At 70.8% G+C, this 16,003-nt stretch carries 12 protein-coding genes; 5 read left to right on the top strand and 7 right to left on the bottom strand.

Annotated features, from left to right (window positions below; genetic code table 11):
* Positions 1 to 45: 45 nt before the first annotated feature.
* Complete coding sequence (locus ABD708_RS13660) at positions 46 to 4,794, bottom strand: ATP-dependent helicase (protein ID WP_344755342.1); 4,749 nt, start codon at positions 4,792 to 4,794, stop codon at positions 46 to 48.
* Positions 4,795 to 4,860: 66 nt separating this feature from the next.
* Here ABD708_RS13660 and ABD708_RS13655 point away from each other — a divergent pair, with 66 nt between their 5' ends.
* Positions 4,861 to 5,442, top strand: coding sequence for an NUDIX hydrolase family protein (locus ABD708_RS13655; protein ID WP_344755340.1), 582 nt, complete (start codon positions 4,861 to 4,863; stop codon positions 5,440 to 5,442).
* Here ABD708_RS13655 and ABD708_RS13650 read toward each other — a convergent pair.
* From ABD708_RS13650 to ABD708_RS13640, 3 genes are all read right to left on the bottom strand, one after another.
* A complete protein-coding gene (locus ABD708_RS13650; RefSeq protein WP_344755338.1) occupies positions 5,439 to 5,921 on the bottom strand; it encodes a GNAT family N-acetyltransferase in 483 nt (160 codons plus the stop codon). The two genes, ABD708_RS13655 and ABD708_RS13650, sit on opposite strands and share 4 nt — an antisense overlap.
* 219 nt (positions 5,922 to 6,140) lie before the next feature.
* The gene (locus ABD708_RS13645; RefSeq protein WP_344755336.1) at positions 6,141 to 7,754 is read right to left on the bottom strand and encodes a DEAD/DEAH box helicase; all 1,614 of its coding nucleotides are present in this window, start codon (positions 7,752 to 7,754) and stop codon (positions 6,141 to 6,143) included.
* Positions 7,755 to 7,959: 205 nt separating this feature from the next.
* A complete protein-coding gene (locus ABD708_RS13640) occupies positions 7,960 to 8,655 on the bottom strand; it encodes a DUF1684 domain-containing protein (protein ID WP_344755334.1) in 696 nt (231 codons plus the stop codon).
* Positions 8,656 to 8,695: 40 nt separating this feature from the next.
* Here ABD708_RS13640 and ABD708_RS13635 point away from each other — a divergent pair, with 40 nt between their 5' ends.
* Positions 8,696 to 9,256, top strand: a complete 561-nt coding sequence (locus tag ABD708_RS13635) for a 2-phosphosulfolactate phosphatase (protein WP_344755332.1) — start codon at positions 8,696 to 8,698, stop codon at positions 9,254 to 9,256.
* Here the strand turns inward: ABD708_RS13635 and ABD708_RS13630 are convergent.
* Positions 9,213 to 10,193: an NAD-dependent epimerase/dehydratase family protein gene (locus ABD708_RS13630; protein WP_344755330.1), complete on the bottom strand. Its 981-nt coding sequence runs from the start codon at positions 10,191 to 10,193 to the stop codon at positions 9,213 to 9,215. The genes ABD708_RS13635 and ABD708_RS13630 overlap by 44 nt on opposite strands.
* An 8-nt stretch (positions 10,194 to 10,201) precedes the next feature.
* Complete coding sequence (locus ABD708_RS13625; protein WP_344755328.1) at positions 10,202 to 11,539, bottom strand: MFS transporter; 1,338 nt, start codon at positions 11,537 to 11,539, stop codon at positions 10,202 to 10,204.
* A 108-nt stretch (positions 11,540 to 11,647) separates the two neighbouring features.
* Here ABD708_RS13625 and ABD708_RS13620 point away from each other — a divergent pair, with 108 nt between their 5' ends.
* From ABD708_RS13620 to ABD708_RS13610, 3 genes are read left to right on the top strand one after another with little or no spacing between them, the layout of a single operon-like run.
* On the top strand, positions 11,648 to 13,933 hold the full coding sequence (locus tag ABD708_RS13620) for an FAD-dependent oxidoreductase (RefSeq protein ID WP_344755326.1): 2,286 nt from the start codon (positions 11,648 to 11,650) through the stop codon (positions 13,931 to 13,933).
* A 3-nt stretch (positions 13,934 to 13,936) separates the two neighbouring features.
* Positions 13,937 to 14,737 (top strand): IclR family transcriptional regulator, encoded by an 801-nt coding sequence (locus ABD708_RS13615; RefSeq protein ID WP_344755324.1) that lies wholly within the window; start codon positions 13,937 to 13,939, stop codon positions 14,735 to 14,737.
* A 28-nt stretch (positions 14,738 to 14,765) separates the two neighbouring features.
* Entirely contained in the window at positions 14,766 to 15,068 is a 303-nt protein-coding gene (locus tag ABD708_RS13610; protein WP_344755322.1) for a DUF427 domain-containing protein, read from the top strand.
* Positions 15,069 to 15,143: 75 nt separating this feature from the next.
* Here ABD708_RS13610 and ABD708_RS13605 read toward each other — a convergent pair whose 3' ends face one another.
* Positions 15,144 to 15,995, bottom strand: a complete 852-nt coding sequence (locus ABD708_RS13605; protein WP_344755320.1) for a LysR family transcriptional regulator — start codon at positions 15,993 to 15,995, stop codon at positions 15,144 to 15,146.
* Between the last annotated feature and the right edge of the window lie 8 nt (positions 15,996 to 16,003).

Here is a 16,003-nt window from a genome sequence, read left to right as displayed (position 1 = left end):
ACTTGTTCAGAACTCTGCTCACACGCAGAGTTACCCACAGCCCACTCAATACCGCAGCCGCAAGCCCCGTGGCGTCTCACTGAAACCGGCCGCCGCGAGTGCCTCACCGAGCGGAGTGCCCAGCACGAACGCCCCGTTCGCCGACTCGATCGCGAGTCGGTCCGTTCCGCCGCGCCGCACGAGCTGGGCGACCGACATAGCCGCCGCTCCCAGCACCGCCGGGTCGGAGCTGAACGCGAGCACCGTCTTGCCGCCCCGCTCGATGTACAGCACGAGCGCTCCGTCGACGAGCGCGACGAGCGCTCCCGCCTTGCGGCCGGCACGATGGCCGGAGACGCCCTCGGCGGTCACCGGCGGCTCCGGCCACGGCAGTGCCGCCCCATAGGGGTTGGCGGGGTCGGTCGCGGCCAGCGCGACGGCTGCGAGAGGAGGCGTGGTCGTGGCATCCTTCACGAATCCCCGCAGCCGGTCGACCGTCGGCGAGCTCGCGAACTGCGCCGCGCCGAGCGTCTCGATGAAGTACCCGCGCCGCACGTGCCCGGCCTGCTCGAACTCGGCGAGCACGCGGTAGGCGAGCGCGAAGCCGCCGGGCAGTCCCTCGTTCTGCACGGCTCCCCGGGTCACCACGCCGTAGCGGTCGAGCAGGTTCTCGGCCGCGGCGTGCGCGCGCAGTGTGGGTTCGGCGGTGCCGAGCGGCAGCAGCGACCAGCGGCCTGCGACCGTCGGCGGTCCCGTGCGCGTCGGCACATTCGGTCGCGAGACGCCGCTCAGCGCAGCACCCGCGAGCGGCATGCGCCCACCCCGGAACATGCGTGTGCGCGGCGCTCGCGCGGGCCGCTTGTGCGCGGCGCGGCTCCCTGTCAGCGCGCGCACCGGCGCGAGCGTGTCGTTCGTGACCAGCCCCGCCCACACGAGGTCCCACAAGGCGGTCTCGAGCACGGCGTCGTCCTGCGAGCCGACCGCGTCCGACAGCTGCCGGAAGAAGAAGCCGCCGCCCACACCGAGCGTCGTCAGGATCTCGCGCTGCAGCTCGTCGGTCTCGAAATCCATCGGGGCGGCGAGGGTGAGCGGCGCGTTCTCGGCCAGGTGGAAGCTCAACCAGCCGTCGCGCCCGGGAATCGTGCCGGCACCGGCCCAGATCACCTCGCCGCTCGCCGTGAGCTCGTCGAGCATGACGGGCGCGAAGTCGGAGACCCGCGACGGCAGGATCAGGGATTCCCAGGCGGATGCCGGCGCACGCACACCGGCAAGCTGCTCGATGACGGATGCCACGCCGTCGGTCCCCTTCAACGCCCCGGTGCCCCCAGTGCGCCGGTCCCCGCCCGGCGCACCCGCAGATTCGCCGTGCACGCCGCCGAATCTGCGGGTTCCCACGTGCTGCCACTCGGGCAGGAAGCGCGCGAACGCGGCCGGCTCGACCGGCTCGACTTCATGCCGCAGCGCGGCGAGCGAGAGCCGGCGCAGCCGCCTCAGCACATCGGCATCGCACCACTCGGCGCCGGTGGCATGCGGCCGGAACTCGCCCTCGACGACACGGCGCTCGTGCGACAGCCGGCGCAGCGTGTCCGTCACGACAGCCGTGCCGAGCCCGAAGCGCGCGGCCACTTCCTCGGCGGCGAACGGGCCGTGCGTGCGCGCGTACCGCCCGACGAGGTCGCCCAGCGGGTCGACGACCGGCTCGACGAACGCGGTCGGGACTCCGATCGGCAGCGGCACTCCGAGGGCGTCGCGCAGCCGTGGGGCATCCTCGATGGCGCCGATCTGCGCGACGCCTGCGATTGTCACCCGCAGCGCGCGCTTCGACGCGACGAGCTCGTCGACGGCGGCGCCGAGATCGGCCTCGGACCCCGCGAATCGCGCCCCCAGCTCCAAGGCTGACAGCGGTCCCAGCACCCGCAGCAGATCGGCGACCCCCTCGAGCCCGCGCGCGTGCCGCTCCTCAGGCAGCCGCTGCAGCTCGCGCTCGACCCGTGAGATCACGTCGGGGTCGAGCAGCTCGCGCAGCTCGGACCGCCCGAGCAGCTGCCCGAGCAGCTCGGTGTCGACGGTCAGCGCAGCGGCGCGGCGCTCGGCGAGCGGCGAGTCGCCCTCGTACATGAAGGCGGCGATGTAGCCGAACAGCAGGTTCGAGGCATACGGTGACGGTTTCTCGCTCGTCGTCTCGACGATCCGGATCTTCCGCTGCTCGATCTTCTTCGCCAGCTCGCGCAGCGCCGGCAGGTCGTATACGTCCTGCAGACACTCGCGCATCGTCTCGAGGATGATCGGGAACTGCGGGTACTTGTGCGCCACCTCGAGCAGCTGCGCCGAGCGCATGCGCTGCTGCCACAGGGGATTCCGCCGCCCCGGGTCGTAGCGCGGGAACAGCAGCGCCCGCTGCGCCGCTTCGCGGAACCGCGCCGCGAACAGTGCCGACCCGCCGACCTCCTCCGTCACGAGAGTCTCGAGCTCGCCTGGGGCGAACACGAACAGCTCGGCGCCCGGCGGCTCTGCGTCGGAATCCGGCAGCCGCACGATGATGCCGTCGTCGGCCGCCAGTACCGCACCCTCGAGCCCCAGGCTCTCGCGCACCCGCCGCCCGACCGCGAGCGCCCACGGCGCGTGCACCATCTGCCCGTAGGGGGAGTGCAGCACGATGCGCCAGTCGCCCAGCTCGTCGCGGAACCGCTCGACGACGAGCGTGCGATCGGTCGGCAGATGCCCGGTCGCCGTCTTCTGATCGTCGAGATAGGTGAGGAGATTGCGGGATGCCCGCTCGTCGAGCCCGTCTGCCAGGAGCCGCTGCGCGGCATCCGCCGCATCCACCGACCCGAGCTCGCGCACGAAGCCGCCGAGCGCCTCGCCCAGCTCGGCCGGGCGCCCGATGCCGTCGCCGTGCCAGAACGGCACCCGCCCAGGCTCGCCGTAGGCGGGCGTCACCATGACCCGATCATGCGTGATCTCCGCGATCTTCCAACTCGTGGTGCCGAGCGCGAAGACGTCGCCGACGCGCGACTCGTAGACCATCTCCTCGTCGAGCTCGCCGACGCGCCGCGGCTGCTTCGAGTCGTCGCCCGCGACCATGAACACCCCGAAGAGCCCGCGGTCGGGAATCGTTCCGCCGCTCGTCACCGCGAGCCGGCCCGCCCCGGGCCGCGAGGTCAGCACCCCGCGCTCGCGGTCCCAGACGAGCCGCGGCCGCAGCTCGCCGAACTCTTCGCTGGGGTAGCGGCCCGAGAGCAGGTCGAGCACCGCCTCGTACGCGCCGCGCGGCAGTGTCGCGAACGGCGCAGAGCGCCGCACCGTGTCGAACCACCCGTCGACGTCGAGGGGCCCGACCGAGACGGCGGCGATCGTCTGCTGCGCGAGGATGTCGAGCGGATTCTGCGGCACGCCGATCTTCTCGATGAGCCCCGCCCGCATGCGCTCGGTCGCGAGTGCGGACTGCACGAGATCGGCGCGGTGATTGGGGAACAGGATGCCCTTCGACACCTCGCCGACCTGGTGGCCCGCGCGCCCGATGCGCTGCAGCCCGCTCGCGATCGACGGGGGAGCGGCGACCTGCACGACGAGGTCGACCTCGCCCATATCGATTCCGAGCTCGAGCGAGCTCGTCGCGACCACGCACCTCAGGCGGCCCGTTTTGAGGTCGTCCTCGATCGTCGCGCGCTGTTCCTTCGACACCGAGCCGTGGTGCGCCCGCGCGATGGTCGGGAACTCCCCGGCCTCTGCTTCCGGTGGTCGAGTAGCCGCCGAAGGCGGCGTATCGAGGCCCCTCACCGCCGAAGAAGGGTCTCGATACGCGCTGCGCGCTGCTCGACCGCCGGTGACCCCCGACGCCCCGACCATCTCGGCGGGGAACGATGCAACGTCGAATCCGAGCCGCTCCGCGTAGAGTTCGTTGAGCCGCGCTGTCAGCCGCTCGGTCGTGCGCCGCCCGTTCGCGAACACGATCGTCGAACGATGCGCCAACACCTCGTCGAGCACGGCCTCGTCGACGTGCGTCCAGATCGTTCCCCCGACCTTGTCGCCGCCGGGGGCCGTCTGGAGCTCGCGCATGTCCTCGACGGGCACGATCACGCGCAGGTCGAACTTCTTCTGCGACTCGGGCGCCACGATCGTCGTCGGCGTGGACCCCGAGAGGAACCGCGCCACCTCTTCAGGAGGACGCACCGTCGCCGACAGCCCGATCCGCTGAGCGGGCCGCGCCAGCAGCTCGTCGAGCCGTTCGAGCGAGACCGCGAGATGCGCCCCGCGCTTCGTCGAGGCGACGGCGTGCACCTCGTCGACGATCACCGTCTCGACCTCGCGCAGCGTCTCGCGCGCTCCCGACGTGAGCATGAGATAGAGCGATTCCGGGGTGGTGATGAGGATCTCGGGCGGATGCCTGAGCAGGCGCTGCCGCTCGCTGGAGGGTGTGTCGCCCGAACGCACCCCGACGCTCACCTCGGGCGGGTCGACGCCGAGTCGCTTGGCGGTCTGCGCAATGCCCACCAGGGGGCTGCGCAGGTTCCGCTCGACATCGACGCCGAGCGCCTTCAGGGGAGAGATGTAGAGGACCTTCGTGGCTCTCGGCGGATTTCGAGACGCCGACTTCGTCGGCTCCTCAACCTGCGGATGCTCGGTTATCAGCCTGTCGATCGCCCACAGGAACGCCGCAAGCGTCTTGCCCGAGCCGGTCGGCGCGATGACGAGGGTGTTGCGGCCCGACGAGATCGCCTCCCATGCGCCGAGCTGGGCCGCGGTGGGCGCGTTGAACGCTCCCGCGAACCATTCGCGGGTCGGTGCGGAGAAGCGCTCAAGGGTGTCGGACATCGCCAGTCATTCGACCATAGGCCTCTGACATCGCGTCCGGCCGGGCGCGGGCCGTATTGTCTGGTTATGGCAGTGCGCACCCCGGACCCGTACCCCGACGGCCGCCCTGATGACGAGGAGCCGCCGAGCTTCGGCCCCGCCTGGCTCTCCGACATCGAGCTCGAGCAGATCCGCCACCGCATCCCGATCCTCTACGTCGAGGCGGTGCCCGTGCACGTCGACGGTATGGGCCGCGTGATCGACATCGGGCTGCTGCTGCGCGGCACTCCGCTCGGCGAGATCACGCGCACGATTGTCTCCGGCCGCGTGCTCTACGGCGAGACCCTGCGGGACGCGCTGTTCCGCCACCTCGAGAAGGATCTCGGCCCGATGGCCTTCCCGCAGCTGCCGGCCTCGCCGGTGCCGTTCATGGTCGCCGAGTACTTCCCGCCGCCGAGCGAGACTCCTTTCATCGATGAGCGCCAGCACGCGGTGTCGCTCGCCTATGTCGTTCCCGTGACGGGCACGACCGAGCCGCGTCAGGACGCGCTCGAGCTCACCTGGCTGACCCCTGCCGAAGCCGCGGCCGACGCGGTCTGCTCCGAGCTCGAAGGCGGTCGCGGAGCCCTCGTGCGCGCAGCCCTCGCCTCGGTCGGCGCGCTGCCCTAAGCGCGCACCATCCTGATCTCGCGGGGCGCGTCGCCCTGCGAAGCGCCGTCCGGCACGAATCCGTTGCGGCGGTAGAAGGCCTGCGCGCGCGGGTTCGGATCGGCGACCCAGAGAACGGATGCCCGATCTTCGAGTACCGCGTCGATGAGCCGCTGCCCGGCGCCGGAGCCGTGGTGCTCGGCGAGCATATACAGGTTGTACAGCTGCCAGTCGTGGGGAGTGGCTTCGCCCTGGGCGGGGCCTGCCAGCGCGATCCCGACGATCTCGCCGTCGAGCTCGGCGACGGCGGGCCGCAGCCCGGGCTCGGCGTCGGTCAGGGCGCGGGTCCAGAACCGCTCGCGCCGCTCCACGAAATCGGGCGCGTCGAGGACCTCGTCAGGCATCTGCCCGCGATAGGTCTGCTGCCACGCTCGCACGTGCACGCGGGCCATGCCGGCGGCATCCGCCGGCGTTGCAGCCCGCACCACGATCTCGCTCACGGGTCGACCATAGCGGGGCGACGAATCGCCTCGATCCCGGATTGTCCGAACCACCGCGTTTTGTACAAAACGGATTCCGCAGTGATCCTCGCCCTGATGCGGCCGTGCTACACGAGAAGCGCCGCGATGTCGTCTGGGTCGAATCTGGACAGCATCGCGGCACTTCTCGGTGGCCCTATGAGGTCGAGCGGTCCGGAGGGGACGCCGGCCGCGGAGGGCTTAGGGACGCGAAGCGCGGCGCGGGCCGCGGCCTCGACCCGAGGCCGAGCCGGAGCCGCCCACGTAGCCGCCCTGGCCGCCGGTCGACGTCGAGTAGCTCGTCGTCGAGCCGCCGCGCGTGGCGCCGTCGCGGCGAGCGGATGCCTGACCACGCCCGCCTCGCGAGGAAACACCCGCGCCCTGCGCCTGTCCGGACCGCGCCGCGCCCTGACGGCCGCCGCGTGGCTGGCCCTGGCGCGACTCGTCCCGAGCGCCCTGCGGCTGACCACCCTGGCGAGAGCCGCCCCGGCGAGAACCGCCCTGACGCTCACCCTGCTGGGTACCAGCACCAGCACCAGCACCACTGCCGCGCCGCGCGCGCTTGCGCTGCGCGTTCGCGCCGGTCGAGGTGCCGCCCTGCGACTGGCCGCGTGCGGGCGCCTCGGGCTTCACATATGGCACCAACTCGACGGGTGAGCCCACGAGGGACAGCACCTGCGGCGAGGCATCCGTCACCTGCTCGAAGTCCACGCGGATCGCGGCCTTGCGCAGCAGATCGCGCAGGTCGCGGTGCTGCTCGGGCAGGGCGATCGTCACCACGTCGCCGGCCGATCCGGCGCGGGCGGTGCGGCCGGAGCGGTGCAGGTAGGCCTTGTGCTCGACGGGCGGGTCGACGTGCACGACGAGCTCGACGTCGTCGATGTGCACGCCGCGCGCCGCGACGTCGGTGGCGACGAGCACGCGCACGGCGCCCTCGTGGAAGGCCGCGAGGTTCCGGTCTCGGGCGTTCTGCGAGAGGTTGCCGTGCAGGTCGACGGCGGGGATGCCGCCCTCGGTGAGCTTCTTGGCGAGCTTCTTCGCCTGGTGCTTGGTGCGCATGAAGAGGATGCGCCGCCCCGCGCCCCGCGCCAGGATGCGCACGAGCGCGTCCTTGCTGGCGGTCGACTCGACCGAGAACACATGGTGCGTCATCGCCGAGACGTGCGAGGTGGCCTCGTCGACCGAGTGCAGGATCTCGTCGCGCAGGTAGCGCTTCACGAGACGGTCCACCCCGTTGTCGAGCGTGGCGGAGAACAGCATGCGCTGCCCGACCTTGGGCGTCTTGTCGAGGATGCGGGTGACGACCGGCAGGAAGCCGAGGTCGGCCATGTGGTCGGCCTCGTCGAGCACGGTGATCTGGATGGCGTCGAGCGACAGCACGCCCTGCTTCATCAGGTCGTCGAGGCGGCCGGGGGTGGCGACGATGATGTCGACGCCGGCGCGCAGCGCGTCCTCCTGGCGCTTCTGGCTGACGCCGCCGAAGATGACGGTCGTGGTGAGCCCCACGCTCTGGGCGAGCGGGGCAAGGGTGTTGTCGATCTGCGTGGCGAGCTCGCGGGTCGGGGCGAGCACGAGGCCACGGGCGCGGCGGCCGCGGGCGGGACGGTGATCGGATGCCTGACCCAGTCGTGCCGCAAGGGGAACCGCGAACGCGATGGTCTTGCCGGAGCCGGTCTTGCCGCGGCCGAGCACATCGCGGCCCTTCAACGAGTCGGGAAGCGTCGCGACCTGGATCGGGAACGCCTCGGTGCGATCCATCGCAGCGAGCGCGGCGACGATGGGGGCGGGAACGCCGAGTTCGGCGAAAGAAGTCATGAAGATGTATGCCTTTCGGGGCATGAAGCCGCGCATGCCTGCATCAGGCAGGCAACGATGCGCGGGGAGTTCGGTCGCACGCGGGCGGATGCCAGCGCGGTGCGCCGTCAGAAAAGATTCGGAAGTCGATTCACGACGCGGGTGCACAGCCGTGTGACTCGTGCAACCTCTTCAGTCTAGACGATGGATGCCGGGCGAACGCCGCTCACGGCATCCGTTCGCCGACCGGCACCTCGACCGGCAGCGTGTTGCCCGGAAGCGCGAGCGGGCACGCCCATGCCGGGTCGTACGCGCATGAGGGGTTGTACGCGAAGTTCAGGTCGAGCACCACCGTTGGTCGAGTAGCCCGCGCAGCGGGCGTATCGAGACCCCTCCCGCCGACAGATCCCTCCCCGAGCCATGCCCCCTTGATCGTGTCGACGAGGTACCTCCCGCCGCCGTAGGTGCCGCCGGGCTTCCCCGCCAAAGCGTCCTTCACAGGAATGAACAGCCCACCGCCGTACGACGTCAACCGCCACACGTCGAGCGACCCGACTCCGGGCAGCTCGGCTGTTCCGAGCAGCGCGAACGGCACGACCCCGTCGGTGCCGGTCTCGACATCCCAGCTCCGGGGGTCCGCAGCCGGCTTGATCTCGACCTCGAAACGCCAGTCGGGGTCATATGGCGAGACGGGGACACCGCGGAACGCGGCGCGCTCCTCCGGCAGGATCGCGGTGGCGGGGTGCGTCGCCAGCAGCTGGTTCCGCGCGAGCACCCAGTAGGCGTGCGCCGCACCGGGGTCGTCGACCTCGGCGATCGCGCGCACGGTGTCGTACAGCTCGAAGGTCCGCCGGCGCCAGTCGAGGGTGTCGAGGGCCGTGCGGGTGGCCGCCGGATCGAGCCTGTCGAGATCATCCGTCATAGCCACAGTCTGACCCCGGGCGCCGACATAGGGTGGACGGGTGCCCCAACAGCAGAGCTACGAAGCCCGCTTCGACTGGGGCGCCGAGGGGCTGCGCAGCATCGCGCCCGGGGCCGGCGTGATCGTGATCGTCGACGTTCTGGGCGCGAGCGACCTGCGGTTGACGGCGGATTCCGCGGGCTACGGCGTCCCCGTCGTGGCCGCCGATCTGCGGAACTTTTCGGCGGTCGCCCGCTGGGTGCTGGCCCGCCAGCAGCAGCTCGGCCGCCGCGCGAACGTCGCCGTCGTCGCCGCAGGGGAGCGCCGGCCCGACGGCACGCTGCGCCCCGCCGTCGAGGACCAGCTGGCCGCCGGCGCGGTCATCGCCGCGCTCGCCGCGCTCGGCATCGACGCGTGCTCGCCAGAGGCGGCCGTCGCCTCAGCCGCGTTCGAGGCGCTGCGCCCTGCGGTGCGGCATCTGCTCACGGCATCCGTCACCGCTCGCGAACTCACGGAAGCCGGCCGGCTCGACGACGTCCGCAACGCCGCGCAACTCGATGCCTCCGACGAAGTGCCGATCATCCACGCCGGCTCTGATGCGCGGCGACGGCCAGCCGAATGAGCTCGTCGCGGTCGATGCGCGGTGCGAAGCCGAGCAGCCGACGCGCTCGCGCGTTCGACGTCGTGTAGCTCGGCGCCGACACGGGCAGCCGCACCTCGACGGTGCTGAGCCCCGCGGCCCGCGCCAGATCGCGTGCGAAATCGCCGAGGTCGATCGACGAATCCGGACCGAGGCCGATCACCTCATGCCCGCTCGTCGGCGCCTCGAGCGCGAGGACGACGCCGTGCGCGAGATCGGATGCCGCCAGGATCCCCATCTGCACGGGCGCGCCGTCTTCGCGGCGGGCCACGAGCAGGGTGTCGTCGCGGTCGGCGTACGGCTCGAGGGCGGCGACCACGGAGTCATGACCCGCGGCCCGCTCACGGTCGATCCGGCGCGAGGCGAAGAACCGCGGCCCCGAGAAGAAGGAGTCCGGGTCGAGGATCTCAGCCGGGTCTTGGGTGTGCGCGAAGCGCAGCACGACGGTGCTCCAGCCGTTGCGGCGCCCCGCGAACGCGACGGTCTCCTCCGCCACCACCTTGCTCAAGCCGTACCACGTGGTCGGCAGCCGCGGGTGGTCCTCGTCGAGCGGCTGGTACTGCGGCGCGTTCTCGGGGTAGACCTCGCCCGTGCTCGCAAGGATGAGGCGGCGCACGCGCGAGCCCTCGAGTGCGCGGACGAGGCGCTGAGTGCCCGTCGCGTTGGCCTCGAACACGGCATCCGCCTGCTCGTCGTCCCACGACATGTAGGCGCCGAGGTGCGCCACCGCGTCGACGGACGCAAGGCGTGGGTCGCGGGCGGGGAGGCCGGAGAGGTCGGCGACGATGTATTCCACGCCGTCGACCGGTTCGGCAGGCGCGACCCGATCGAGACCCAGCACCTCGTGCCCGCGCGAGACGAGCTCCGCGGCGACGGCGCGGCCGACGCGCCCCGAGGCGCCGGTGACGGCGATGCGCATCCCGGTGCTCATTCGGCGCGCAGCCGATCGCGGAAGGTCTCCCGCGCGCGCCAGACCACGATGAGCGAGACCAGCGCGGCCGCCATGATGTAGAACGCGGGTGCGAACCTGTTCCCCGTCGCGGTGATCAGGTAGGTGGCGAAGTATGGGGTGATGCCGCCGAAGATCGCGACGCACACGTTGTAGGCGATGGCCATGCTGCCGTAGCGGATGTTCGTCGGGAAGAGCTCGGCCATGGCCGCGCTCATCGCGCCGTCGAACGCGGCCATGAAGATCCCGAGGATCACCATGGCGGCCGTCGCCGCGATGAAGTTGCCGGCGCTCATCAGCATCAGGGTCGGATACGTCAGGACGACGAATCCTGCGCATCCGGCGATCATGACGGGCCTGCGGCCGATGTGGTCGCTGAGCAGGCCGAACACCGGAACCAGTGCCGCGATCACGATCATGCCGATCAGCGTCGCCGCGTAGCTGAGCACCGACGAGTAGCCGAGATCCGCTTGCAGATACGACGGCATGAAGGTCTGCAGCACCCAGTGGCCGACGGCCTTGATGACGACGAAGCCCACGCAGAAGAGCAGAGCGCCCCACGAGGTGCGGACGGACTGCAGCAGCGGGCTCTTCGCGATGCGCTGGCGCGCTTTGACCGCGCGGAACTCGGGGGTGTCCTCGAGCCTGACCCGGAGGTAGAGGCCGGCGAGGCCGAGCGGAAGGGCGATCATGAACAGCACGCGCCAGCCCCAGGAGTTCAGCGCGGCGTCGCCGAACCCGCCCGCGACGATCAGCACCAGCCCGCCACCCACGACGAACGCCGCGAAGCCGAAGACGTCGACGAAGCTCGACACGAAGCCGCGGCGGTTCGACGGCGCGTACTCGGCGAGCAGGGTCGTCGCCCCCGAGCTCTCGCCGCCCGCCGCGAACCCCTGGACGAGGCGGACGATCACGAGCAGGACCGGGGCCCAGAGGCCGACCAGCTGATAGGTCGGCAGCACGCCCATGAGGAAGGTCGCCGCGCTGGTCATCATGATGACGAAGGCGAGCGTCGTGCGGCGGCCGATGCGATCGCCCATCGACCCGAAGAAGAGGCCGCCGAGGGGCCGCATCACGAAGCCCGCGCCGAACACGGCGAACGCTGAGAGCAGCGCGACCTGCGGGGCACCCTGCTTGAAGAAATGCAGGCTGATGACCGTGGCCAGGGTGCCGTAGAGGCCGAAGTCGAACCACTCGACGAAATGGCCGATGCCGGCTGCGGTGATGACGCTCCGCATCCGGCGGCGGCGCTCCTCGTCGTCGAGGACAGGGGGCGCGCCGGGGCGGGAGTCGGCGATCTGGGCGGCGTCGCTCATGTGCATGACCTTTCACTCCGTTGTCAAGGCGACGGCGACGTTACCACTAAACGGGTGCAGGTCGCCACATAGTGGGAAAACAATGTCGCTTGGTGATAACCTCGGCGCATGCAGTCCAGAGTCGAACAGCATGACGTCGTCGTGGTCGGCGGCGGTCTCGCGGGGGTGTGCGCAGCTGTCGCGGCGGCGCGGCTGGGGTCGCGCGTGGCGCTCGTCACCAACCGGCCGGTGCTCGGCGGCAACTCGTCGAGCGAGATCAGGGTCTGGGTCGTCGGGGGCACCGCCCATGGCGTGCAGCGCTTCGCACGCGAGACCGGCATCATGGGTGAGCTCTTCCTCGAGAACCAGTACCGCAACCCGCAGGGGAACCCGGTCTACTGGGACCAGGTGGTGCTCGACCTCGTTCGGGCCGAGCCGAACATCGCGGTCCACCTCAACACCGATGTGCGCGAGGTGGAGATGGCGGATGCCGAGCACATCCGTGCCGTCTCGGGCTGGACGATGGGAAGCGAGCTCACGACTCGGTTCGAGGCGCCCGTGTTCCTCGACTGCACCGGGGACGGGCTGATCGGCGCACTTGCCGGCGCCGAGCACCGCATCGGCCGTGAGGCCCGTTCCGAGTTCGGCGAGTCGTGGGCGCCCGACGAGCCCGATCGCGAGCTGCTCGGCAGCTCGATCTTCTTCTCGAGCCACGACACCGGGAAGCCGGAGCCCTTCGTCGCGCCGTCCATCGCGCGGGACATCTCGAGCACTCCCATCCTCACCACCCGCGTCATCAGCACGGGTGACGACGGCTGCAACTACTGGTGGATCGAATGGGGCGGCGAGCTCGACACGGTCGCCGACAACGAGCGCATCCGGGACGAGCTCTGGGGGGTGGTCTACGGGATCTGGGACTACATCAAGAACTCGGGCGAGTTCGAGGCCGAGAACCTCACCCTCGACTGGGTCGGCGCCCTGCCCGGGAAGCGCGAGTACCGGCGCTTCGTCGGCGACCATGTCCTCACCCAGCAGGACCTCCTCGAGCAGCGCAGCTTCCCGGACGCCGTCGCCTTCGGCGGCTGGTCCATCGACCTGCACCCCGTCGAAGGCGTGTACGCAGAGAAGCCCGGTGCGCGGCAGCGCTTCACCCACGGCACCTATGACATCCCGTTCCGCTCCCTGTACTCGCGCAACATCAGGAATCTGCTGTTCGCCGGGCGCGACATCTCGGCGTCGCACATCGCCTTCGGCTCCACGCGCGTCATGGCGACCTGCGCGACCGAGGGGCAGGCCGCCGGCACGGCTGCCCATCTGGCCGCGCGGTTCGGGCTCGCCCCGCGTGAGCTGGCGAGCGAAGGCGTCGAGCTGCTGCAGCGAACGCTGGTGCGTGAGGACGCGCCGGTCATCGGCGTCGTCGCTCCCGATCCGGACGACCTCGCTCAGCGGGCATCCGTCTCGGCGTCCGGTGCGCTGGAGGTCATCGATACGACTCCGCACCTGCTCGACGAGATGTTCGAGCTCGACCGCGACGTCGCGATCGTCGTGCCCGTCGACCCGCGGCTCGACCAGGTCGAGCTCGTCACCGACGCGGATGCCGCGAGCGAGCTCGCCATCGAGCTGTGGGGCACCGGCAAGCCGCAGAACTATGTGCCGATCGACCGCATCAGCGCCCATACGGCGCGCGTGCCGGCCGGCAGCGGCATCACCAGGGTGCGGTTCGACTTCGCGCCCGCGCGGCCGTGCAACGCGATCGTCGTCGTGCGCCGGGCCGCCGGGGTGCGGCTCCGACTCACGAACGGGCACCCCTACGGGCTTCTTGCGCTGGTGTCGAAGGCGTCCGACCAGCCCGCCGACAAGCTCATCCCGGAGGAGCAGGACCAGCCCGTCACCGACTGGCAGGCGCGGGCGATGCGCGGCCGGGCGTTCGCCCTGACCGTGGCGCCCGCATCGAACGCGTTCGCACCGGAGAAGGTCGTCGGCCCGTACCAGCGCCCCTACGGGGGCCCGCAGCTCTGGTCGGCGCCCTTCGACGCGCAGCGCGCATGGCTCGCGCTCGAATGGCAGGAGCCGCAGGAGATCTCGTCGATCCGGGTCGTCTTCAATGACGACGTCGACGCCGACCTCATCAATCTGCATCACCACCGCACCGCGTGGTCGGCGTCGCCCACGCTCGTGCGCGACTACCGGATCGAGGCGAGCGACGGCGGGGAATGGCGCACGATCGTCGAGGTCGCGGGAAATCGGCACCGGCATCGCGTCCACGACATCGAGCCGATCACGGCGCGACGCCTGCGGCTGGTCGCGACGGCGACGAACGGCTCGCCGTACATCACTGTCTCGGCATTCAAGGTGTTCGCCGAACGCAGTGGCAGGAGCTCGCGGCCGAGCTGGCCGGCCGTAGGCCAGAATTAGCTCATGCCGACGGCCGCACCCAATCAGAGCATCGAGCGGGCTGCCGCGGTTCTGGCCGCACTGGGTGCCAGCGAGAACGGCGCGATGCGCGCCTCCGACATCGGGCGCGCGATCGGGCTCGGCGCCTCCACGACCGGCCGTCTTCTCGCGACGCTCGAGAAGCTCGAGTACGTCCGCCGCGATTCGGAGACACAGGGATACGTCATCGGAACCGCCGTTCTCGAGCTCGCGAGCCAGGGCCTCAACCACAACCCGGTGCACCGCGAGTCGCGCGCCCTCGCGCAGGAGCTCGCGCACCGTGTCGGCCTCACGGCGAACGTCGGCGTGCGCGACGGCGCCGAGTGCGTGTACCTGTGCCACTTCGAAGGCGAGCTCGCGCCGAAGAACCACACGATGGTGGGCCTGCGCCAGCCGTTGCACGCCTCCGGCCTCGGCAAGTGCCTCCTGCTCGATCTCGGCGAGGAGGAGCGCGTGCGGCTTCTCGGGGAGAAGCTGCCGCGGTTCACGACTCACACGATCACCGACCACCACGCGTTGACGACGGACCTCGACGAAGCTCGGGAGCGCGGCTGGGCGATCGAGAATCAGGAACTCGCCCTCGGGCGGTTCTGCGTCGCCGCGCCGATCCGCGGCGCGACGGGTCGTGTCGTCGCCGCCATCTCGATCTCGGGCAGGCTCACCTTCCTGCGCCAGCGCACGATGGACTCGCTCGCCGAGGATCTGATCGAGGTCGCCGATCGCATCAGCGTCGCCCTCGGAATGATCAGCGCGGTCCCCGCGCACCGGATGCCGCGCGCGGAATAGCGCACCCGCCCCCGCGGTTCGCCCCAGCATGAAGGCAGTACTCGGAGAGACCGTCATCGCCGAGGCCCCTGAAGAGGACCTCATTCGCATCGAGGGGAACTGGTACTTCCCGCCGGCATCCGTCGACCAGCAGTACCTGACCACCAGCCCGACGCCCTACACCTGCCCCTGGAAGGGCGAGTGCCAGTACTTCACCGTCACCGTCGACGGCCAGCAGTACCCGGACCGCGCCTGGAGCTACCCGACGCCCTATCCCACCGCGTTCGATCGCGTCGGCAAGGACTTCTCGAACTACGTCGCGTTCTGGAAGGACGTCACGGTCACCGACTGACCGGTGGCAACACGTTCCCGTTCCGGACACATGCGCCCGCGGCCCCGGGTGCAGACGTCCGGAACGGGAACAAGTTCACGCGGCATCCACGAGCGCCTGGGCGAGCGGATGCCACGGGCGCGACGGCGGACCTGACAGCACGAGCCGCCGCGGCCGCGGTGCGGCGAGCGGCTTCATGACGAGGTCGTCCGGCAGCATGCCGCGCCCGAGCGACGGCACGATCGCGACGCCCATGCCCTGCTCGACCATGCGGAACAGCGTGCTCATTTCGCGCACGCGGTGTGAGAACGCGTAGTCGAGCCCCTCGTCGTCGTGCATCTTTTTGACGTGGCCCTCACAGCCGCCCGTCGAGACGATGAGACCGTCGACGGCGAGCTCGGCGAGGGGAATGCCGTCGAGCCCCGCGAGCGGATGGTCGCAGCGCACGACCGCCGCGAACTCGTCCGTGGCGACGAGCTTGCTTCCCGCAGGGTCGGGCGACGGCTCCACGAGGATCGCCGCCTCGACCACTCCCGCCTCGAGCCACTCGGGCATCTCGTCGTCGTCGCCCTCGTAGATCTGCACGTCGACGTTGGGCAGCTTCGCGGCCCACAGCGGCATGAGCTCGGGCAGCAGACCCTGGCAGACGGTGGCGACCGCGCCGAGCCGCACGGTGCCGGCGAGCGTGCCGTCCTGCCTGACCGCGCTTTCGAGCGCCGAGACGGATGCCAGCGCCGCACGCGCGTGCTCGAGAACCCGGTGGCCGAGCACCGTGAGCGTGACTCCGCCGTCGCGCTGCAGTACGCGGCCGCCGACCTCCTTCTCGAGCCCGGAGACCGCGTGCGAGACGGCGGACTGGCTGACGCCGAGCTGCGCCGCGGCATCCGTGAACGACGCGCGGTCTGCGACCGTGACCAGCGCGCGCAACTGCGGCAGCGTGACGCCCATACATACTC

Source organism: Gryllotalpicola koreensis (assembly GCF_039538185.1).
Classification (GTDB): Bacteria; Actinomycetota; Actinomycetes; order Actinomycetales; family Microbacteriaceae; genus Gryllotalpicola; species Gryllotalpicola koreensis.
Note: the sequence above shows the minus strand (reverse complement) of the source record. Positions and strands in the feature narration are given on the sequence as shown.

What these genes read in the sequence shown, in the direction of transcription:
- ABD708_RS13660 (WP_344755342.1), bottom strand. Translation starts at nt 4,794, where the DNA reads ATGTCCGACACCCTTGAGCGCTTCTCCGCACCGACCCGCGAATGGTTC.
- ABD708_RS13655 (WP_344755340.1), top strand. Translation starts at nt 4,861, where the DNA reads ATGGCAGTGCGCACCCCGGACCCGTACCCCGACGGCCGCCCTGATGAC.
- ABD708_RS13645 (WP_344755336.1), bottom strand. Translation starts at nt 7,754, where the DNA reads ATGACTTCTTTCGCCGAACTCGGCGTTCCCGCCCCCATCGTCGCCGCG.
- ABD708_RS13640 (WP_344755334.1), bottom strand. Translation starts at nt 8,655, where the DNA reads ATGACGGATGATCTCGACAGGCTCGATCCGGCGGCCACCCGCACGGCC.
- ABD708_RS13630 (WP_344755330.1), bottom strand. Translation starts at nt 10,193, where the DNA reads ATGCGCATCGCCGTCACCGGCGCCTCGGGGCGCGTCGGCCGCGCCGTC.
- ABD708_RS13625 (WP_344755328.1), bottom strand. Translation starts at nt 11,539, where the DNA reads ATGAGCGACGCCGCCCAGATCGCCGACTCCCGCCCCGGCGCGCCCCCT.
- ABD708_RS13620 (WP_344755326.1), top strand. Translation starts at nt 11,648, where the DNA reads ATGCAGTCCAGAGTCGAACAGCATGACGTCGTCGTGGTCGGCGGCGGT.
- ABD708_RS13615 (WP_344755324.1), top strand. Translation starts at nt 13,937, where the DNA reads ATGCCGACGGCCGCACCCAATCAGAGCATCGAGCGGGCTGCCGCGGTT.
- ABD708_RS13610 (WP_344755322.1), top strand. Translation starts at nt 14,766, where the DNA reads ATGAAGGCAGTACTCGGAGAGACCGTCATCGCCGAGGCCCCTGAAGAG.
- ABD708_RS13605 (WP_344755320.1), bottom strand. Translation starts at nt 15,995, where the DNA reads ATGGGCGTCACGCTGCCGCAGTTGCGCGCGCTGGTCACGGTCGCAGAC.